We start from the raw sequence: 20,788 nt of genomic DNA, 5'->3' as shown, positions 1-20,788 counted from the left end.
GCTTACGGGTTAGCCGAGGATGCTTCCTTATCGTCCTCAGACGAGTCCGCGCGCTTGCGGTCAAGCTCGGAGCGGAGCTTCTGCTCCAGGTCGTCGGAAATCATGCCCCAGTACTTGAAGGTGCGCTCCTCGACGTCCTTGTTCTCAATCGCCAGCATCTTGTTGGTGACGTTGTCGATGAACCGCTTCTTGGCCGCGTCGTCGAAGACGTTCTCGTAGAGGTCGCGCGCCTGCGAGGCGTCGTCGTCCAGCTCATGCTTCACGTACGCCGCGCGAATGAGGTCCGTGCCGTGCGGGTCCGGGTTGACGTAGAGGTTCTCCGCCTGGCCGTAGTCCTGCATGGAGGAGGAGTCCTCACCGTTGTCCAGGTAGCCCATGCCCTTGTCGGTGCGGTTCGGGGTGTAGTTCGGCTCGCCCTCGTTGTTGAAGAAGTACGCCATCTGGCCGCGCTCGGCGTAGGTGTTCACGTCCACGATCGGACGGTTGACCGGCAGGTCGCGGTAATTCGGACCAATGCGGTAGCGCTGCTGATCCGAGTAGGCGAACACGCGCTGCTGCAGCATGCGGTCCGGGGACAGGCCCACGCCCGGCACCAGGTTCGACGGGTCTAGGGCGAGCTGCTCAATCTGCGCGTGGAAGTTCTTCGGGTTGCGGTTGAGCACGAAGTATCCGACGTCGACTAGCGGGTAGTCCTTCTGGCTCCACACCTTGGTCAGGTCGAACGGGTTGTACTTGTAGGTCTCCGCGTCCTCGAACGGCATGATCTGGACCTTGACGTCCCAGATCGGGTAGTCGCCGCGCTCGATGGCCTGGAAAAGGTCCTCGCGGTGCAGGTCCGGGTCGGTGCCGGCCTTCTCGGTGGCCTCGGCATCGGTGAGGGTCTCCCAGCCCTGGCGGGTCTTGAAGTGGTACTTCACCCACACCGGGGTGCCCTCTTCGTTGATCCACTGGAAGGTGTGGGAGCCGAAGCCGTCTTGGTGGCGGGTGGACTTCGGAGTGCCGCGGTCGCCCAGCAGGTAGGTCACCTGGTGCAGGGTCTCCGGGGTGCGGGACCAGAAGTCGAACTGCATCTCGTCGGAGCGCAGACCGGAACGCGGGTCGCGCTTCTGGGAGTGGATGAAGTCGGCGAACTTCAGGCCGTCACGCATGAAGAAGATCGGGGTGTTGTTGCCCACGATGTCGTAGTTGCCGTCCTCGGTGTAAAAACGCAGCGCGAAGCCGTGGACGTCGCGCCAGGTATCCGGGGAGCCGGCCTCGCCCGCGACGGTGGAGAAGCGGCCCACCATCGGGGTCACGGTGCCCTTCTGGAACAGCTTCGCCTTGGTGTACTTCGACACATCCTCGGTGATGTGCAGCTCACCGAACGCGCCGTGCCCCTTCGCGTGCGGGATGCGCTCCGGCACGTTCTCGCGGTTGAAGTGCGCGAGCTTCTCAATCAGGTGGATGTCGTTGAGCACGCTCGCGCCCTGGCGCCCCTGCACCACGGAGTGGTTTTCCGAAGCAACCGGGACGCCGCCGAGCGTGGTGGTTTTGCCGTCACCCGGCGCACGCTCGCCGCGCTGCAGGATGTTCTCGGTGTTCTCTACCTTGTGTTCTTCAGCCACGATGTGGTCCTTTCGTTGAAGTCGTTTACCAGTCTACGCCCGATTCCCACACCCACCGCTGACTCACGGTTTTCGCAGGCTATCGGCTGCTAGGGTTACGGTTCGTGAGCAGGCTTGACGACGACTACGTCACCGACCTCGCCCTCAAGGCCGGTCGAGGCGACGCCGTTGCGCTCACCGAATTCATCGCGCGCACCCAAGACGACGTGTGGCGCCTGCTCGCGCATCTCGCCGGCCGCGAATCCGCCGACGACCTCACCCAGGAAACCTATCTGCGGGTACTCAAAGCCCTTCCTCGGTTTGCCGCGAGGTCGTCGGCACGCACTTGGCTCCTCTCACTTGCGCGGCGCACGTGGGCGGACTCGGTGCGCCACGACCTTGCGCGGCCACAGAGCGCCGCCGCGGGGTACGGCGACGTGGAATACCGCAGCGTCACCGAGACAGCGCCGAGCTCGGACGACGCAAGCGTGTGGTCCGAAATGATGGACGCACGGGCCTTGCTGGATTCGCTGGCCCCGGAGCGTCGAGAAGCATTGGTGCTCACCCAAGTGCTTGGGTACTCCTACGAGGAAGCCGCAAAGATTGCGGGCGTGCGTGTGGGCACGATCCGGTCCCGGGTCGCGCGAGCCCGGCGCGACCTCGTCGCCGGCGACGAGTGAAGGCGGTTCGACGACAATGGGCCTTTAGGTGACAACTGTTATAGGGTGATTTACCGGTTTGTATCCATTCCCTTCCCAGAAAATTTGCACTCTTACCATGTGGAAAAACGCCTTACTCATCTCGTTTGCTTTCATCGGCACCGTCGTCGGCGCCGGCTTCGCCTCGGGCCAGGAGGCCCTCCTCTACTTCTCGGCCTTTGGCACGCAGGGCATGTGGGGCGCAGTCCTCGGCTCCACGCTAATGGTCATCGCCGGAGTGACCATCTTGCAGCTCGGTTCGTACTACCAGGCGAACGAGCACATGGAAGTGCTCGGAGCGATTTCCAGCAAGGTGATGTCCTGGATCTTGGACATCGCCACAATTGTCACGCTGTTCTCCATCGGCTTCGTCATGTTCGCCGGCGCTGGCGCAAACCTGAACCAGCAGTTCGGGCTGCCGGTGTGGATCGGCGCGGTGCTCATGCTCGCGCTGACCATCGGGTTCGGCATGCTTGACGTGGACAAGGTCACGGGCGCAATCGGGTTCCTCACGCCGTTTCTGCTCTTCTTTGTCATCTTCGGCTGCGGCTGGACCATCGTGCACGCAGCGCCGGATTGGGACGCCGTCAACGCAGCTGCCGCGCAGGTGGACACCACCTTGCCCAACTGGTGGATCTCAGCGCTGAACTACACCGGCCTGAACGTGATGTGCGTGGTTTCCATGGCGTTGGTGATTGGCGGCAACACCCTGAACACCCGCGCCGCCGGCCTGGGTGGCCTGCTGGGCGGCATGGGTTACCTTGTCATGCTGATGCTGCTGGCGTTCTCGCTGCTGCTCAAGATTGATCTTGTTTCCGGCAACGACATGCCTCTTCTGACCCTGATCACGGACATCAACCCGACCCTCGGCCTGATCATGTCGTTGGTCATCTTCGGCATGATTTTCGCTACCTCGCTGGGCATGTTTTTCGCCCTTGGCAAGCGCCTCGCGCGCGGCCGCGAGGACAAGTTCCGCATCATCTACATCGCAGCCTGCCTCATCGGCTTCGCGCTGTCTTTCGTTGGTTTCCAGAAGCTGGTTTCTACCGTGTACCCGATCCTGGGCTACCTAGGAATCCTGCTCATTGTCGTGGTATCCGCTGCCTGGCTGCGCGGCCTGCCGAAACTGCGCAAGGAACAGAAGCGCCGCGCTCGTGCGATGGAACTCACCCGGGCCAAGCTGGACCCGCGCGAGCGCTTTACCAAAAACGACGAGCGCGAGCTGGAGTACGTCACCTCCATGTCCGTGGTGGACGACGAAGAGCTCGCCGAGGCGCTTGAAGACGAAGTGATCGCCGAGCTCAGCGCCGACGACGAGATCGATTTCGACCCCGAAGACAAGGACCAAGCCCCCGTTGTCTTCGTCTCCTACACCGAGCCAGTCACCCAGGACCAGTACCAGCCGGACCGGCCGTGGGAGGACACCACTATCGACGAACTGATCGCCGCGGATCAGGCCGAGGAAGCGGAGTCGGACGAGGGCGCATTACCCGCAGACACCGGGACAGACACAGAAGCAGACGCGGACGAAAGCCCCACCGCGGGCTCCACTCGCGTGGAGAACCCGCGCAGCGAGCGCTAGACGCGCGCGGCTGCAGGCTAAACCAGCAGTTCCGCGATCTGGATCGTGTTCAGCGCGGCACCCTTGCGCAGGTTGTCGCCAGACACGACGAACACCAGGCCGCGGTTGCCGTCGACCACCTGATCCTGGCGGATGCGGCCGACCAGGGACTCGTCGATACCCGTGGCGGCGAGCGGCGTCGGGACGTCGACGACCTTCACACCCGGGGCATTCTCGAGGATCTCGGTGGCCTGCTCCGGCGTGATCTCGCGCTCGAACTCCGCGTGCACCACCATCGTGTGGCCGGTGAACACCGGAATACGCACGCACGTACCCGAGACTTTGAGTTCCGGCAGGCCGAGAATTTTGCGCGACTCGTTGCGCAGCTTCTGCTCCTCATCGGTTTCCAAGGTGCCGTCGTCAAGCAAATTGCCCGCGAGCGGCAGTGCATTGAACGCGATGGGTGCTTTGTACGGGCCCAAGCTGGCGGGGCTGACCAACGAACCGTCGCGGGCAAGCTCTGCGGACTGGGCGCCGACCTCTGCGACCTGCTCCGCGAGCGCGTTCACACCCGCGAGGCCCGAGCCGGACACCGCCTGGTAAGAGGCGACGCGCATGGTGGTCAGGCCAGCTGCGTCGTGCAGCGCCTTAACCACCGGCATGATCGCCATCGTGGTGCAGTTCGGGTTGGCGATGATGCCCTTAGCCAGGTTCTGAGCCGAATCCGGGTTCACTTCGGAGACGATGAGGGGAACTTCGTCGTCCTTGCGCCATGCGGAGGAATTGTCGACGACCTTCGCGCCAGCGGCCGCGAACACCGGGGCCCACTCACGCGACGTGGAGCCGCCCGCGGAGAACAAAGCGATGTCGACGTCCGCGACAGACTCTTCGGTGACCTGGGTCAGGTCCTCGACCTCGACGGGTTCGCCGCGGAACTCAATCACCGTGCCCGCAGAGCGCGGGGAGGCGAAGAAACGGACCTTGTCGGCGGGAAACTCACGCTCGACGAGAATGTCGCGCATCACACGGCCGACCTGGCCGGTGGCGCCCACAACTGCAAGGGTGGTCATAGTCATTTTCTCCTTAGCGGCCGGTGCCGGCGTAGACAATGGCTGGTTCGTCGCCGCCGAGCTCGAACTTGGTGTGGAGGGCACGCGCAGCCTCCGCCAGATCGTCCTGGCGCACGACGGCGGTGATGCGGATCTCGGAGGTGTTCATCATGTCGATGTTGATGCCCGCGTCGCGCAGCGCCTCAGTGAAATCCGCGGTCACGCCCGGGTGCGACTTCATGCCAGCGCCGACCAGTGAGACTTTTCCTACTTGGTCGTTGTAGGCGATGTCGTCCCAGCCTTCGGCGTCTTTCATCGCGCCGAGCATCTCCAGGGCCCGGTCGCCGTCGGCGGTGGGCAGGGTGAAGGTGATGTCGGTGGTGTTGTCCTCGATCGAGGAGATGTTCTGCAGCACCATATCGATGTTGATCTCGGCGTCCGCGAGCGCGCGGAACACCTTCGCCGCCTCGCCCGGCACGTCCTTGATGCCCAGGATGGTGATCTTGCCTTCCGACTCGTCGGTGGCCACACCGGTGAGTACTGCTTCTTCCACGGGGATATCCTCCAATGCTCCGGCGATCAGCGTGCCGGGGTCGTTGCTGTAGCTCGAGCGCACCCGCATGGGCACGTTCCATGCGCGGGCGTATTCCACGCTGCGCAGCACCAAAATCTTCGAACCGCTTGCCGCCAGCTCGAGCATCTCCTCGAAGCAGAGCTGCTCGAGCTGGCGGGCGTCGCTGACAATGCGCGGGTCGGCGGTATAGACGCCGTCGACGTCGGAGTAGATCTCGCACACGTCCGCCTTCATCGCGGCCGCCAGCGCCACTGCGGTGGTGTCGGAGCCGCCGCGGCCCAGCGTGGTCACGTCTTTGGTGTCCCGGTTCACGCCCTGGAACCCGGCGACAATGGCCACCTTGCCCTGGTCCACGGCCTCCTGCACGCGGCCCGGGGTGACTTCGATGATGCGCGCGTTGCCGTGGCGCTCGGTGGTGATCACGCCGGCCTGCGACCCGGTGAACGACTGCACGTCCGCACCTTGTGCGGCCACCGCCATCGCCACCAGCGAGTTCGAGATGCGCTCGCCGGCGGTGAGCAGCATGTCCATCTCGCGAGCGGGCGGGTTGGGGTTGACCTGCGCAGCGAGGTCGAGCAGTTCATCGGTGGTGTCACCCATTGCGGAGCACACCACCACCACGTCGTTGCCCGCCTGCTTTGTCGCCACGACCCGCTCCGCTACCGCGCGAATGCGCTCAGCGCTTTCCAGCGAGGATCCGCCGTACTTCTGCACGATCAGGGCCATGTGGTCAACACACCTTTCTGGATGAAACAACGCTGTAAAAGTTTAGCGTCTCTTCACTCTGGTCACACAGCAGCCCGCTAATATCATGCGCCGTGCACAGCAACCTCCTCGCGAGCGCCTTCGCGCTGATCTCCGCCGTACTCATCGCGGTGGGCACGGTGTGGCGCCACCGCATTCTGCGCGCCGGCCAGTCGCGCTCGGAGGCGAACACCGCGCCGCTGAAGTCGCTGAGCAACCTCAACTGGTGGCTGTCCATGGGCATCGCGTTTGTGGCCTATGTGTTCCAGGCGGCGGCGCTCGCGTTCGGTTCGTTGCTGGTAGTGCAGCCGATTCTCGTGCTGTCGCTCATGCTCACGCTGCTGTTGTCTTCGCGCGTGGAGCGGATGCCCATGTCGCGCGCGGAGGGGTTGTGGGCGGTCGTGCTCACCGCGTCGGTCGCGGTTGTGGTGGTCGTCGGTCACCCGCTGCCCGGCACCCGCGAGGTCGCCGCGCGGGAGTGGGTTGCGGTCATCGTCCTCGGCATCTTGGTCACGGCAGGAGCGTTCGCGTTTGCTTCTCGACGCCCCGCCGCCACCAAAGCCCTCACCTACGGCCTCACCTGCGGCGCGATTTATGGGTACCTCGCGGTCTTTGCCAAGGTCGCCATGGACGTGCTGACCCACCGCGGGTGGCTCGCCATGCTAGCTAGCTGGCAGTTCTGGGCCGTGATCGCTACCGCCGTCGCCGGCATTGTGGTGCAGCAGTACGCCTTCGGCGCCGGCGATCTGGCCACTTCGCTGCCCGCCAACAAAGTCGCCGAGCCGATGGTCGCCCTCGCGCTGGGGTACACGCTGCTCGGGGAGGAATTTGACGTTGGGGGTTGGGGATTGGCGTTGATGGGGGCGTCGATAAGCATCATGCTTCTTTCGGCTGTGAAACTGACGCGGGCCTCCCTGCGATGACTTTTGTCACGGCAGATTGCTGACATCCGCCTCTACCAGCGCCGACGCCCACCCGGCACGCTTGGAGGCATGGAAAACGCAATCGAAGTGAGGAATCTGAAGCGCGATTACGGCGGCTTCACCGCGGTGGACGGCGTGAGCTTGCACGTCAAACGCGGCGAGGTCTACGGGCTGCTGGGCACAAACGGCGCCGGTAAAACATCCACGCTGGAGGTGATGGAGGGCCTCGCGCGTCCGACCGCGGGCGAGGTGCGCGTGCTCGGCGGCGACCCGGTCGCGGATCGCGCGCGGGTGCGCCCGTACACCGGCATCATGCTCCAATCCGGCGGCCTCCCGCAGGCACTCACGGTGGAGGAAACCCTCACCATGTGGGCTGGTACATGCTCGGAGCCATTGCTTATCGACGACATCTTGCGCGACGTCCAACTCGACCACCGACGCAATGTGAAGGTGGGGTCCTTATCCGGCGGCGAGCAGCGGCGCCTGGATCTGGCTTGCGCGCTGGTGGGCGACCCGGCGGTGTTGTTCCTCGACGAGCCGACCACCGGCCTGGACCCCGAGTCGCGCCGGCGCGTGTGGGAGCTGCTCGGCGGGCTCAAGGACCGCGGCGTGACCATGGTGCTTACCACCCACTACCTCGAAGAAGCCGAGCGACTGTGCGACCGCATCGCGATCATGCACCGCGGCCGCATTGAGATGGAGGGCACCAAGGCGGAGCTGACCGACACGGTGGCGTCCGAGATCGCATTTTCGCTTCACGACGCCGCGCCGGGTTCGCCCGACCTGCCCCCACTGCCCGACCTCCCCGGCACCACCACGCACCGCGCCGGCGGGCGCGTCACTATCTCGACCTCGCGCCTGCAAGACGACACCTTCGCGGTGCTGCGCTGGGCGGACCAGCACGGTTTGGCGCTTGACGAGTTCGCCGCCCGCCCCGCGAGCCTCGAGCAGGTGTTCCACAACATCGCCGGCGCTGGAGCCGGCACTGGAACCGGCACTGAAGCCAGCACTGACACCCCCACCGGAAAGGAAGCAGCATGACTTCTGTACAGACCTCTCCCTCCCCGACTGCGTTGCCTGAGCGTGGCGGTGGGGCGTCGATAAGCAGACTGCGAGCGTTGGGCCGAGCTGAATGGCTGCAATTCACGCGCAACCGACTGCTGGTGATCCTGGCGCTGCTGTTTCCTGCGGTGCTGCCGCTGTTCGTGTGGGTGGTGGGTGATCAATCGGTGGGTTCGACCGCGGCCGCCGCGGAGATTTTCATCCTTTTTGCGCTGGCTTTTGGGTTATATTATCCGGCGCTTTCAATGGCGGTGACCAGGCGTGATGAGAAAGTGCTCAAGCGGCTGCGCACCGGCGAGTCGCGCGATTGGGAAATTCTCACCGCGATCTGTGTGCCTCTTGCGGTGGCAATGCTCGGGCTTACCGTGGTCATTGTGGTGGCGTTTTCGACGATGTCGATGTTCATACCGATCGAGCCGCCGGTGCCGCACGTGTGGCCGGTGAACCCGCTGTTGATGCTCGCGGTGATGGTCCTGGGCATCGCGGTTTCCCATGGGCTGGCACTGCTCACCAGCACGTTCACGGCGAATGCGGAGAACGCGCAGATCACCTCCATGCCGGTACTGATACTCATGATCCTGTCGCAGTCCACCTTCCGCGAGCTCATGCCCGAAGGCGTGGCCAATGTCCTGGATCGCACCCCGTTTGCGCTCGCGATTGACTTGTTCCGCGAGGGCTGGATCGGTGAGAGCTTCAGCGCAACGCTTGCCGACTCCTGGGTGCAGCTGCTCATCCTTGCCGCGTGGGCTGTGGTGCTGATCTGGGGCGGGTACAAGTACATGCGCTGGGAGACGCATCGCTAGGCGCTACTGTTAAGGGCCACCATGTCAATACCCCCGACTCCGCCTGCACCGCCAGCACCGCCAGCACCTGCGCCCCGCCCGGCCAAGCGAACGACCTGGCGCAACATGGACTACTCGGCACGCTTCTTGGCAGTGAACCGGTGGTCCATAGTCGGAGCGCCGTGGTTTGTCATCTCGGTGATCGCGTTCAATTCGGTTGTTCGAGCCCCACACTGGGGACCAGCGCTGTTCGCAGGCGTCGCAGTCGCGTTCGTGTCCTGCGCCGCCGGGTCGGTTGCCCTGCACACCAACCCGAAACTGCGGCTCGAACCGCACCCACACGGCGAAGCGTGGCTGCGGATCGGCCTCGTGGTGCAGCTGGCAGCGCTGGCCGTGAGCTGCGCGGTCGCCGCGCTGGCACCGGGGACGTACACCTGGGGTGCCGGGACGGCCGCGCTTGGCATCTACTTCATTATTCTCATCGCCTACCTACCGTTTGTGCGTCACAGCGTTGCCTTTTCGGCAGCATTGATCGTGGCCGCCGCGGTGACTGTCGCCACCGTCGCTGGCGGAAACTTCGCGGTTGTGCTGGTGGCATACAGCGTGGCGTTCGGAGCGATGGCGCCCATGACCTTGTGGTACTCCCGCGCGATGATTGAAACGGAGCGCGCCCGCCAGCTTGAAGCGAAGCTTTCCGTCGCCGAGGAGCGCCTGCGCCTCTCTCAGGACCTGCACGACACGATGGGCCAGCACCTCGCAGCGATGACCATCAAGACACAGCTCGCTCAAGCCCTTGCCGCACGAAATGACCCGCGCCTGACCGACGAGCTCACCGAGCTCCACCAGCTCACCCAGACCGCGGCCGCCGACATGCGCCACGTGGTCAACCGCTATCGCACCCCCGACCTCGCCACGGAGCTCGCCGGCGCGAAGCAGGTGCTCACCGACGCCGGCGCCACCGTCACCATCACCGGCACCAGCGCCGACGTGCCCGCCCACCTGCGCGAGACCGCCGCCTGGTTCGTTCGGGAGGCCGCCACCAACGTGCTGCGCCACTCCCAAGCCACGCAGGTCACCATCGAGGTCACTCCGGAAGCCATCACCGTCACCAACGACCACCCGGAACCCTCCGATCGCCCCGGCGCCGGGCTCGAGGGCCTGCGCCACCGCGCCGCAGCACACTCCGCGCACCTCACGGTCGAGCAGTCCCCCAACAGCTTCACGGTCGCGCTTAAGGTAGGCGCATGATCACCGTCGCTTTGCTTGACGACGAAACCTTGGTCGCCAACTCCCTCGCCACCCTGATCAGCCTGGAGGACGACATCGACGTCGTCCACGTCGCCTACTCGGCTCACGAATTCCTCACCTGGTGGTCCACGGTTTCGGACAACCCCGAAACCCGCCCCGACGTGGTGGTCACGGATTTGCAGCTGAGCAGTGATCACAAAGGCGATTCCAACAGCGACGTGGATGGTGCCGGCATGGACGGCGTTGCCGTGGCTGCGCGGATCGATGCCGGGGTTGTGGTGGTGACGAGTCACGCGCGGCCGGGCGTCGTTAAGCGAGCGCTTGCTGCTGGTGTGCTGGGGGTGCTGCCGAAGACTTCCTCTGCCGAGGACTTTGCGGCGGCGATTCGCGCGGCGCACGCGGGCAAGCGGCACATCGACCCCGAGCTGGCGGCCGCGACCATTGCTGCGGGCGACTCGCCGCTGACCGAGCGCGAAGCCGAGGTGCTGTTGCTGGCGGGGCGCGGCGGCTCGATCGACGCGATCGCCGAGGCCGCACACCTCGCGCCCGGCACGACGCGGAACTACGTGTCTTCCGCAATTGCCAAAACGGGAGCGGCGAACCGCTTCGAGGCCTACACCATCGCGCTTGAGCGCGGGTGGCTCTAGCGGGTGCGGGCCGGTTCCATCTGACCTGCACATTATGATGCGCGTGCGAGGGGTTCCGGCGGGGCGCGCGGCGGGTTAGCGTTCGGAGCATGACTTCGTTTGCTTCGTTCCTTCAGGCCATGTCCGGCAGTGTTCTGGACACGCTGGCCGGGTTCGACAAGCAAGCAGCACTCGACGCCGGAATCGAGCCCGGCAAGGTTCGGGATTGGGCCAAGCTTTACGACGTCTACGTCGCCCCCACCACCGCCCACCGCCAGCAAGCCCGCGCGGTGGATCTCGTGCGTCGCGGCACGTTTTCCCTGGACCAGCTGGCGTTGATCGAGCGGCGGCTGGACGCGGTGGGGGCGCGGGAGCGAACACGCACCCGCCTCGACGTGCTGGAGGAGCTGGCGGCGGCGCGGCCGGGATCGTACCAATCGTTCGCGCGAATGCTGAAGCGGCTGGTGCCGGTGGAGCAGGTGGCGCCGAGCGACGGGGCGTCGTTTAGCCGCTCGCGCATGGGCAAGCGAACGGTGACTGTGACTGCCGACGAGCGCGACATCGCGGACCTTGAGCATGCCGTGACCCGCGGGATTGACCCGGATCGGCCGGCCGGCCCGCAGCTGGCAGCCAACTTTGTGCGGATCATGCGCGGTGATGGCTCGCAGGCTGGCGTGCCGTGCGCGGCGCCGCAGCCGCTGGTGCTGGTGCCCGCGCCGGAGCTGGCGAAGGTGCTGAACGACGAAGCTGACCCGAACGAGGTCCGCTTCGGGCTCACCGACGGCACGACCATCACGGGTGCCGAGTACCTGGCCCGCTACTTTTCCAACCCGGCGTACGGGGTGCGAGTGGCGGTGTTTCACGCAGAGGACGGCGCGGTGAACCTGTACCGCGGCGAGCGTTGCGCGAACGAGAAGCAGCGCGTGCTGGCGCGCGCCGCGAACCCGGTGTGCCCGGTGCCGGACTGCCGCCACGGCGCCGACTCTTGCGAAGCGCACCACATCGTCGCGTGGAAACACGGCGGCGAGACAAACATGCGCAACCTGGCGATGCTGTGCCGGTACCACAACCGCACCAACGACGATGACACGCACCGGAAGCGGCGCGGCCGGATAGAAAACGTGCGCGGGGCGCCGACCTGGGTGTCGCCGCGGGGATACGCAGTGCCCAACAACTACCACCCGTACGGCGCGATGCAGACGCTGTTCGGCCGGTAGCTCGGCCCGTAGCTCGACCGGCGGTTCGCCCGCGCGCATTTGCCCGCGCGAAATCGGCCGCGCGAAATCGGCCGCGCGAAATCGGCCGCGCGCATTTGCCCGCGCCGAGAATTTTTGGCAATCCTTGTGCCGCAGCCGCGCCAGTTGTGTAGGCTGCGTCACATGTCGCAGCGAGCGCTTCTCCTTCTACGCCGCGGCGGGAATTAGGCTCTGATCAACCCCGATCAACCACACGGCCGGCACCCCGTCGCGGATGTAGTGCTTGCCGGCCGTGGCCTAAACTTTGCTCCAGAAGTGAGCACCGCGTCGAAGGATGTCGAAGGACGTCGAAAGACGTAGAAGGACATAAAAGGACTCTGCAATGACTAACCCCAACTCCAACGACTTTTTCGCGCCCCGTGAGATCGTGACCCCCAATGGGCCACGCAACGAGGGCCAACCGAGCTGGAACAAGCAGCGCGGCTCGCAAATGCCGGTAGACCGCTACCAGCCGTTCGCCGTCGAGGTCGAAGACATCACCCTGTCGGACCGCACCTGGCCGGACAAGAAGATCACGGTCGCTCCGCAGTGGTGCGCGGTGGATCTGCGCGACGGCAACCAGGCGCTGATCGACCCGATGAGCCCGGAGCGCAAGCGTCGCATGTTCAACCTGCTCGTGGAGATGGGCTTCAAGGAGATCGAGGTCGGCTTCCCCTCCGCCTCGCAGACCGACTTCGACTTCGTGCGCGAGATCATTGAAAACGACATGATCCCGGACGACGTCACCATCCAGGTGCTGGTCCAGGCGCGCGAACACCTGATTCGCCGCACCTTCGAGGCGTGCTCGGGTGCAAAGAACGTCATCGTGCACTTCTACAACTCCACGTCGAAGCTGCAGCGCGAGGTGGTGTTCCGCAAGGATCGCGAGGCGATCAAGAAGCTGGCCACCGACGCCGGGGAGCTCATTTTAAGCATTGCCGACGACTACCCGGACACGAATTGGCGCTGGGAATACTCGCCTGAATCCTTCACCGGTACGGAGCTGGATTTCGCGCTGGAGGTCTGTGACGCGGTCGTCGACACTATGGGTGCAACCCCTGACAACCCGATCATTTTGAACCTGCCGTCGACCGTGGAAATGATCACCCCGAACGTGTACGCCGACTCGATTGAGTGGATGCACCGCAACCTGGCCAAGCGCGACTCGGTGATCATCTCGCTGCACCCGCACAACGACCGCGGCACGGGCGTGGCGGCGGCCGAGCAGGGCTACATGGCCGGCGCGGACCGCATCGAGGGCTGCCTGTTCGGCAACGGTGAGCGCACCGGCAACGTCGACCTGGTCACGCTCGCAATGAATATGCTCACCCAGGGTGTGGATCCGCAGCTCGACTTCTCGGACATCAACAAGATCCGCCAGACGGTGGAGTACTGCAACCAGCTGCGCGTGCCGGAGCGCCACCCCTACGGCGGCGACCTGGTGTTCACCGCGTTCTCGGGTTCGCACCAAGACGCGATTAACAAGGGTCTCGACGCGCTGGCGCAGAAGGTGCGTCCGGGTGCGTCGTCGACCGACGTGAAGTGGGAGGAGCTGCGCGAGACCGTCTGGGAGGTGCCGTACCTGCCGATCGACCCGAAGGACGTCGGCCGTACCTACGAGGCAGTGATCCGCGTGAACTCGCAGTCCGGTAAGGGCGGCGTGGCTTACATCATGAAGACCGACCACGGCATCAACATGCCCAAGGCGATGCAGCCGGAGTTCTCCGCGGTGGTGCAGAACATCACCGACACCGAGGGCGGCGAGGTCAACTCGAAGAACATGTGGGACATCTTCGCCTCCACCTACTTGGATCTGGACTCCCCGCTGGAGCTGGTGGACTACGAGGTCACCGGCGCGGTTTCCGACGACGACGATGCCGCAGTGCGCGCCACCGTCGCCTTCAACGGCGAGGAGCAGCAGATCAACGGCACTGGCAACGGCCCGATCGCGGCGTTCGCGAACGCGTTGGAGTCACTCGGCATCGACTTCGAGGTGCAGGACTACTCCCAGCGCGCGCGCACCGCGGGCGACGACGCCGACGCGGCCTGCTACATCTACGCCGACATCGACGGCACCGGTGCCTGGGGCGTGGGCATCGCGGGCTCGACGACGCGCGCCTCGCTGAAGGCGATCGTCTCCGCCGTGAACCGCGGGTTGATCGAGGGCAAAGCCGGCGGCGTGTAACGGCAAGGGGCCGTGCGGGGGCAGCCGTAACAAATAGGCCATACGAATCTGACCTATCTGTCTCGCCCCCGCTAAGGAACGGTTGTAATGTAAACGCGGATAAGTAACTACACATGGCCATGGGAGGTGACGACGCATCCGCGCTACGCCGTATGTGATTCCGGACCATGGCCTTGGGGCCGTGCGCAGTGTCTCCGCGATCGACTTGGACCGGGTGATCGTCGCCTACCTCCTCGAATCTGCCGGCAGCAAGGTCATCGACCTGCCGGCGACGCTGCTCCCCCGCGCCAACAGCGCCGGGTTCGTCATCGAAAGCGACAATGTCGTGCTCGGGGCAGTAAGCACTGACGACGCCCGCGAGTACCCCGAGCTCTACCAAATCATCAACACTGGCCTCGTCCCCCAGGTCACGGTGCGCGCGACGCGTCTCGACGCCGTTAACTCCGAGCTTTCCGTCCGCCTCCCGCGCCCCGGCCTGCTGCTGCCGGAAAATCAGCCGCCGAGCGAACCGTGGGTCTTCCTCGAGCCGGGCCGCCCCACCGACATCGTGTACGACGAGGATGCGCCCGAAGCGCTGGAAATGGGTCGCAAACACGTCCTGACCACGGTCGGCTTCGACGACGCTGGCGACGTCGTGGTGCGTCTCGACGGCAACGACGTCGCCCACCTCGACCCGGCAACCAGCGCCGCGCTCGAACCTACGCTGCGCGCCCTCGAGCGCCGCGGCCTGACCGCCGTGGCCCGCGGCTACCACGCGCCCGTCGGCGGGCAGCCGCAGCTGACCATCACCGTCGGTCCGGTGGACGTCGACTATGTCGACGAGTTCCCCGCCATCTCCCCGCTCCCGGGTCTCGACGCGCTGACCCGTCCCGGTTTCCTCGCCGATCCGTCGGTGACCTCCTCGTTCTCCCCCATCAAACCGGTCGCCGAGCCCGTCGAAGTGCCCAGCGAGCACCAGTACGAAGCCGACGAGGAAGCCGCCGCGGCCGCATTTGCCGCCGAGACCGAGGAGACCGCGCACACCGACGTACGCAACCCGCGCACCAACCTCATCATCGGCGCGGTGATCTTGGTCGCCGCCCTCGTGCTCATCGTCGCCGGCGCGGTGGTGCTCAGCCAGCAAGTGCAGACCGAAGACGACGACTCGGTGACGGTGCTCAACACGACCAGCGAGCCAGCCAACACTGCCCCGCCGTCTACAGCGCCACCGACGGCGGCCCCAGCCGAACCAGCGTCCCCTCCACTCGGGACTGCGCCACCGTCGGCCCCGCAGTCGGCTCCGCCAGCCGCGCCACTGGGCACCGCCCCGCAATCTGCGCCGCCATCCGCTGTGCCCTACGCGCCCAACGCGCCCAACGTCCCCAACGCGCCTGCGAGCGCGCCGGCAGGGGCGGCGGAGGTGCCGGTAGGGCGGTAGCAAGGGGGCGTCGATAAGCGAAAAGCCCCTGGCAGCTAAGATGCGAACAATGACCGCCCCGAACGAGCCAGCCCACCCGTATGTGGTGCTGCACGCGCTGACAACCGGGATTCACCCGGGGACTGGGCGCCTGCTCACGCTCGATGCGGTGACGTTCAACGCCGTCGGCGAAATCGGCGAGGAATTCCACCAGGTGTTCAACCCGGGTTGCGACCCCGGCCCGCGCCACGTCCACGGCCTCGAGGTCGGCGACTTCGCGCAGGCACCCCGGTTTGCTCGCTCGTTGCGCACCCTGAACAAGCTTATCGACGGCCGGGTGCTCGTAATGTATGACTCCCCACGCGATTGGGGGTTTGTCGTTTCCGAGGCGCGGCGGGCAATGAACGCGGCTGCCCGGGCGAACCGTTCGCGGCGCGGGAAAGGCAACCGGCGGCGGCAGCGGGTCGGGCACGTGCCGCGGCCGTCGTGCATCGTTGACGTGCTGGGCAGCGCGCGGCTGCAGGGGTTCGTGCCGGTGGATGCGCGGCTGCAGGCCGTGGCGCCGGCGCTCGGCGTCGCGGTGCCGGGCGTCGAGGCGCCGGGAGGCGAGGCAGCGAACGGTGCTGGGGCGGGTGCCGACCGCCTTGAACTCGAGCAGGCGCGCATGCGGGCGCACACCCTGACACTGATGCAGCTGTTTCTGCAGCTGCGCGGTGCGGGTGCGCTGGCGGAGCTCGATCCCGGCGAGCTCACCGCGGACGCGTTCGGGCTGCAGCGCAGCAGCGTGCGCGTCGACGCGCAGAAGGCGGGCGCGGCGGCGGAGAACCCGGGCATCTACGTCGCGGACGCGGGCCTGCGCAAGGGGATGGAAGTGGTGGTCACCGACGACGTGGCCGTGTTCCCCGACACCCTCATCGACGCCGCCGTGCGTGCCGGGCTGACTTACTCGGAGAAGTTGTCGCGCCAGACGTCGCTGGTCGTTTCGGACGCGCTGGTCAAAGGCGTGGAGCTGCGCGGCAAGGCGATGCACGCGCACCGCAAAAACATCCCGATTCTGTCCGCTGAGGAATTCACGCGGGCGGTTGCGGAAATGGAGTCCGGCTCCGGTGCGCGGCCGGAGTAACGTAGGCCGCATGACCGAGCAAGGACGCCTCGCCCGCATCCGATCTTCGCTAGCCGTGACCGCGGCACGCGCCGCCACCGCCGCCTCCCGCGCGACCGGCCGCGGCGCCGGCGGCATGATCGGCGGCCTAGTGGCCGGCGCGATCGACCCGAACATCATGGACTCCCTCGGCCGCGGCCGCCCCGCAGTGCTGGTCACCGGCACCAACGGCAAGTCCACCACAACCCGGATGCTCGCCAGCGCGATGCGCACCACCCACACCGTGGCCACCAACGACGGCGGCGACAACATGGATGCCGGCATTATCTCGGCGCTCATGGCGGGTAGCGACGCCAGCCATATTGTCCTTGAGGTGGACGAGCTGCACGTGCCGGCCGTCGCCAAGCGTCTTGCTCCTGAGGCCCTGGTCCTGCTGAACCTTTCCCGCGACCAGCTTGACCGTGTGGGTGAGATCAACTCGATTGAGCGCGCGCTGCGCAATGCGGTGATGGAGCATCCGGAGGCGACGATCATCGCGAACTGCGACGATGTGCTGATCACTTCGTGCGCCTGGGACCACCCGAATGTGGTGTGGGTCGCGGCCGGCAGCGGCTGGGCCGGCGATTCGGTGACCAACCCGCGCTCCGGCGGCCATGTCGTGCGCACCGACGACGGCGATTGGTACGGGCTCGAGCCGCTTGTCGACGGCACCGACTTCCGCCGTCCCGACCCCGACTGGTGGGTCGACGCCGACGGCCTCCACACCCCCGACGGCCAGACGGTCCCGCTCAACCTCAAGCTGCCGGGCCAGGCGAACCGCGGCAACGCCGCCCAGGCGATCGCATGCGCCGTCGAGGCGTTCGGCGTGCCGCTGGAGAAGGCGGTGGCGGCGGCGGAGGAGATCGACAACGTCGCCGGCCGCTACTCCACCGTGCACCTCGGCGACCACGAGATCCACCTCTTGCTGGCCAAGAACCCGGCCGGGTGGCAGGAGGCGCTGAGCATGCTGGATCGCGAGGCGGACGGCGTGGTCATCGGCGTCAACGCGCAGCAGGGCGACGGCGAAGACGTCTCCTGGCTGTGGGACGTCGCCTTCGAGGATTTCGGCGAGACGAAAGTCATCGCCGCCGGTGAGCGCGGCACCGATCTCGCGGTGCGCCTCCTCTACGCGGGCATTGACCACCAGCTCATCCACGACCCCGTTGACGCGATCCGCGCCTGCCCGCCGGGCCGCGTGGAGGTGCTCGCAAACTACACCGCGTTCCGCGACCTGAAGAAGGCGCTGACCAAGCAGGAGGATTACCGTGGCTAAGCCGACCCGCACGCTCACCATTGGCCTGATCCTGCCGGACATCCTGGGCACCTACGGCGACGACGGCAACGCGCTCGTCCTGCGCCAGCGTGCCCGCATGCGCGGCATCCGCGCCGAAGTCCGCAAAGTGACGCTCACCGACGAAATCCCCGCGGATTGCGACATCTACACCCTCGGCGGCGGCGAGGACTCCGCCCAGGTCATCGCAGCCGCGCGCCTCGCCGCTTCCCCAGGCCTGCAGGCCGCGGCCGCCGACGGCACCCCCATCTTTGCCGTCTGCGCCGGCATGCAGATCCTCGGCCACAGCTTCTTCGCGCACGGCACGGAGGCACAGGGCATTTCGCTTATCGACGCCACCACGCAGCCCCTTTCCAAACGCGCCATCGGGGAAATCGCGTCCAAACCCTCCCGCGTGGGCATCACCGCGGAGCTTACGGAGCCGCTCACCGGTTTCGAGAACCATATGGGCGCCACCACCCTGGGCCCCGACGCGCAGCCGCTGGCGACGGTCACCCGCGGCACCGGCAATGGCGCGAGCGCTGCCGTCCGTAACAACGGCGCAAGCGAAGGGGGCGAAAGGGGCGCAGAGGGCGCAACCAATAGCGCCACCAGTGGCACCCGGATCGAGGGCGTCGTGCAAGGCAGCGTCATTGCCACCTACATGCACGGCCCGGCGTTGGCCCGCAACCCGCAGCTCGCGGACCTGCTGCTCGCCAAGGCAATGGGCTGCACCATCGAAGATCTCGAGCCGCTCGAGCTGCCGACCATCGACCGGTTGCGCATGGAACGCCTGAACTAGCGGCGCGGGCGGTGGCGGTGCGCAGCGAAGGCAGCGCCGGTGGCGTCAACAGCGCTAGCATGCAGAAGCATGTACGTGCACTTGAGCCACATCCTTGAACCCAACGGCCCCGCCTACCCCGGCACCCCGAAACTCGAGACCACCCAACGCACGGTGATCGGTGAAGACGGCGATGCGAACAGCTTTCTCAGCACCCTGCCAAATCACTTCGGCACGCACATGGACGCGCCGCGCCACTTTGTTCCCGACGGCGTGACCATCGCAGAACTTGGCCCTGAACGGTTCAACTTTGACGGGGATGAGGTGCTGCTGGTGGACGTGCCGTCGAAAAGCAAGCCCAAATCGATCCTGACCGTTGAGGACATCGAACCCTACGCAAGCGAGTTTGACGGCATTCGGCTGCTGCTGATCCGGACCGGCTTCGAGCGCTACCGCAGCGAGAACCCGCAGGTCTACCAGGAGGAAGGGCCGTGCCTCGACCCGGAGCTGTGCAAATGGCTGGCGACGGAAACGCACGTGCAATGCATCGGGCTGGATTGGATTTCAGTCGGCGCGCCGTGGAACGACCTGGGCACCGAAGCGCACCGCCAGCTGCTGGGCGCGTACCGCGACAACTTCATCACCGCGATCGAGGACCTGTCGCTGGCGCCGGTCGGCGACAAGTGGATCGACTTTGTCACGCTTGGTCCGCTGCGGGTGGCGGGCGTGGATTCGTCGCAGGTCAGCGTGACGGCGTTCCTCAACGACATGGACTTTCTGATCGAGGACGCCGTGGACGAAGCGACTGAGGGCGGGTTCTAGAGCTTCAACCGGCCGCTGAGGGCGCGGGAGAGCGTGAGTTCGTCGACAAACTCCAAGTCCCCGCCCAGCGGCATGCCGGATGCGAGGCGCGAAACGGTGAGATCCGGGAAGTCCTTGAGCAGCCGGGCGATGTAGGACGCGGTCGCCTCGCCTTCGGTGTCCGGGTCAGTGGCGAGGATGACCTCCGCGATCTCCGGGATTTCCCCGTCCGCGAGGTCCGGTTGCACCCCGCCGATGCGCTGCAGCAGCGACGCAATCGCCAGGTCCTTCGGCCCGATGTTCGCCAGCGGGTCCAACGCACCGCCGAGCACGTGGTAGCGGCCGCTGAACTCGCCGGTGCGTTCAATGACCTGGATGTCCTTCGCATCCTCCACCACGCACACTAGCGACTTGTCGCGCCCGGAATCCGCGCAGATGCGGCACACCTCTTCGCGCGAGACGTTGTTGCAGATGCGGCAGAACGTCACACCGTCACGCACCGCTTCAAGCGCCGCGCGCAACCGGTCGATGTCGTCCGGCTCGGTCTGCAGCAGGTGGAACGCGATGCGCTGCGCCGACTTCGGGCCGACACCGGGCAGACGCGAGAACTCATCGATGAGGTCTTGCAGCGGGCCTTCAAACATCGCGCTCCTTTGAGGGGTGTGCAGGGTGCCCAGGGTTACTGGTGCATAAAGAAAACGCCCGGCGCGTGGCCAGGCGCGTTGAGGCAGTGAAGTTCGGGGCAGCGCCTAGATGATGCCGCCGAACGGCACCTCGCCCGGGCCAGCCTGCGGGCCACCGGCAGCGCCGGTCAGCGGGCCGATCTTCTCCTGCGCGAGCTGGCCAGCCTTGGTGTGCGCGTCGCGGTACGCAGCCAGGATCAGGTCCTGCAGTGTCTCAACATCCTCCGGGTCGACAGCCTCCGGTTTGATCTTCAGCTCGGTGATCTCGGCACCGCCGGTCATGGTCACGGAGACCAGCTCGCCGCCGGCGGTACCAACCACGGTGGTGTTCAGCAGCTCTTGCTGCGCCTGCTGCAGCGCCGCCTGCACCTCAGCGGCCTGACGGATCAGTTCCTGCATATCTGCCGGCATGTTTGGCTGGGTCATGGTGGGATCCACCCTTTCTT

The 20,788-nt window shown here is 66.0% G+C and carries 19 protein-coding genes; 14 read left to right on the top strand and 5 right to left on the bottom strand.

Going from position 1 to position 20,788, the window contains the following annotated elements; translation table 11 throughout:
• Window positions 1-2: 2 nt before the first annotated feature.
• Window positions 3-1,604 carry a catalase gene (locus CGLAU_RS00720; RefSeq protein WP_198304961.1) on the bottom strand — a complete coding sequence of 534 codons (1,602 nt, stop codon included), beginning with the start codon at window positions 1,602-1,604 and terminating at the stop codon, window positions 3-5.
• A 104-nt stretch (window positions 1,605-1,708) separates the two neighbouring features.
• On the opposite strand from CGLAU_RS00720, the gene CGLAU_RS00715 reads away from it, so the two are divergent.
• On the top strand, window positions 1,709-2,263 hold the full coding sequence (locus CGLAU_RS00715; protein ID WP_095659037.1) for an RNA polymerase sigma factor: 555 nt from the start codon (window positions 1,709-1,711) through the stop codon (window positions 2,261-2,263).
• A 97-nt stretch (window positions 2,264-2,360) separates the two neighbouring features.
• Window positions 2,361-3,863, top strand: a complete 1,503-nt coding sequence (locus tag CGLAU_RS00710) for a hypothetical protein (RefSeq protein WP_198304960.1) — start codon at window positions 2,361-2,363, stop codon at window positions 3,861-3,863.
• A 17-nt stretch (window positions 3,864-3,880) separates the two neighbouring features.
• Here CGLAU_RS00710 and CGLAU_RS00705 read toward each other — a convergent pair whose 3' ends face one another.
• Window positions 3,881-4,912, bottom strand: a complete 1,032-nt coding sequence (locus CGLAU_RS00705) for an aspartate-semialdehyde dehydrogenase (RefSeq protein WP_095659036.1) — start codon at window positions 4,910-4,912, stop codon at window positions 3,881-3,883.
• A gap of 13 nt (window positions 4,913-4,925) precedes the next feature.
• Window positions 4,926-6,191: an aspartate kinase gene (locus tag CGLAU_RS00700; protein WP_095659035.1), complete on the bottom strand. Its 1,266-nt coding sequence runs from the start codon at window positions 6,189-6,191 to the stop codon at window positions 4,926-4,928.
• A gap of 92 nt (window positions 6,192-6,283) precedes the next feature.
• Here CGLAU_RS00700 and CGLAU_RS00695 point away from each other — a divergent pair, with 92 nt between their 5' ends.
• The 12 genes from CGLAU_RS00695 to CGLAU_RS00640 all read left to right on the top strand — a co-directional run bounded on the left by CGLAU_RS00695 (window position 6,284) and on the right by CGLAU_RS00640 (window position 19,680).
• Window positions 6,284-7,132 (top strand): DMT family transporter, encoded by an 849-nt coding sequence (locus CGLAU_RS00695; protein WP_095659034.1) that lies wholly within the window; start codon window positions 6,284-6,286, stop codon window positions 7,130-7,132.
• Between the two features lie 69 nt (window positions 7,133-7,201).
• Window positions 7,202-8,173: an ABC transporter ATP-binding protein gene (locus tag CGLAU_RS00690; protein ID WP_095659033.1), complete on the top strand. Its 972-nt coding sequence runs from the start codon at window positions 7,202-7,204 to the stop codon at window positions 8,171-8,173.
• Window positions 8,170-8,997 (top strand): ABC transporter permease, encoded by an 828-nt coding sequence (locus CGLAU_RS00685; RefSeq protein WP_095659032.1) that lies wholly within the window; start codon window positions 8,170-8,172, stop codon window positions 8,995-8,997. The genes CGLAU_RS00690 and CGLAU_RS00685 overlap by 4 nt, the downstream gene beginning before the upstream one ends.
• Before the next feature lie 21 nt (window positions 8,998-9,018).
• A complete protein-coding gene (locus tag CGLAU_RS00680) occupies window positions 9,019-10,224 on the top strand; it encodes a sensor histidine kinase (protein ID WP_095659031.1) in 1,206 nt (401 codons plus the stop codon).
• Window positions 10,221-10,871, top strand: a complete 651-nt coding sequence (locus CGLAU_RS00675) for a response regulator transcription factor (RefSeq protein WP_095659030.1) — start codon at window positions 10,221-10,223, stop codon at window positions 10,869-10,871. The genes CGLAU_RS00680 and CGLAU_RS00675 overlap by 4 nt, the downstream gene beginning before the upstream one ends.
• An 89-nt stretch (window positions 10,872-10,960) precedes the next feature.
• Window positions 10,961-12,067 (top strand): HNH endonuclease signature motif containing protein, encoded by a 1,107-nt coding sequence (locus CGLAU_RS00670; RefSeq protein ID WP_095659029.1) that lies wholly within the window; start codon window positions 10,961-10,963, stop codon window positions 12,065-12,067.
• 361 nt (window positions 12,068-12,428) lie between these two features.
• Complete coding sequence (leuA, locus tag CGLAU_RS00665) at window positions 12,429-14,270, top strand: 2-isopropylmalate synthase (RefSeq protein WP_095659028.1); 1,842 nt, start codon at window positions 12,429-12,431, stop codon at window positions 14,268-14,270.
• A 181-nt stretch (window positions 14,271-14,451) separates the two neighbouring features.
• The gene (locus CGLAU_RS12545; RefSeq protein ID WP_157731221.1) at window positions 14,452-15,687 is read left to right on the top strand and encodes a hypothetical protein; all 1,236 of its coding nucleotides are present in this window, start codon (window positions 14,452-14,454) and stop codon (window positions 15,685-15,687) included.
• Window positions 15,688-15,736: 49 nt separating this feature from the next.
• The gene (locus tag CGLAU_RS00655) at window positions 15,737-16,789 is read left to right on the top strand and encodes a DNA polymerase III subunit epsilon (protein ID WP_095659027.1); all 1,053 of its coding nucleotides are present in this window, start codon (window positions 15,737-15,739) and stop codon (window positions 16,787-16,789) included.
• Window positions 16,790-16,799: 10 nt separating this feature from the next.
• A complete protein-coding gene (locus tag CGLAU_RS00650; RefSeq protein WP_095659026.1) occupies window positions 16,800-18,080 on the top strand; it encodes a Mur ligase family protein in 1,281 nt (426 codons plus the stop codon).
• Window positions 18,073-18,879: a type 1 glutamine amidotransferase gene (locus CGLAU_RS00645; protein ID WP_095659025.1), complete on the top strand. Its 807-nt coding sequence runs from the start codon at window positions 18,073-18,075 to the stop codon at window positions 18,877-18,879. The genes CGLAU_RS00650 and CGLAU_RS00645 overlap by 8 nt, the downstream gene beginning before the upstream one ends.
• A 69-nt stretch (window positions 18,880-18,948) precedes the next feature.
• Entirely contained in the window at window positions 18,949-19,680 is a 732-nt protein-coding gene (locus tag CGLAU_RS00640) for a cyclase family protein (protein ID WP_095659024.1), read from the top strand.
• Here the strand turns inward: CGLAU_RS00640 and recR are convergent.
• Together recR and CGLAU_RS00630 are read right to left on the bottom strand one after the other, a co-directional pair.
• Window positions 19,677-20,303, bottom strand: a complete 627-nt coding sequence (gene recR, locus CGLAU_RS00635; protein WP_095659023.1) for a recombination mediator RecR — start codon at window positions 20,301-20,303, stop codon at window positions 19,677-19,679. The two genes, CGLAU_RS00640 and recR, sit on opposite strands and share 4 nt — an antisense overlap.
• 105 nt (window positions 20,304-20,408) lie before the next feature.
• Window positions 20,409-20,768, bottom strand: a complete 360-nt coding sequence (locus CGLAU_RS00630) for a YbaB/EbfC family nucleoid-associated protein (protein WP_095659022.1) — start codon at window positions 20,766-20,768, stop codon at window positions 20,409-20,411.
• Window positions 20,769-20,788: the final 20 nt, after the last annotated feature.

The organism is Corynebacterium glaucum (assembly GCF_002287505.1).
Lineage (GTDB): Bacteria > Actinomycetota > Actinomycetes > Mycobacteriales > Mycobacteriaceae > Corynebacterium > Corynebacterium glaucum.
The sequence above is the reverse complement of the archived record's forward strand: the minus strand, read 5'-3'. Positions and strand labels throughout refer to the sequence as shown.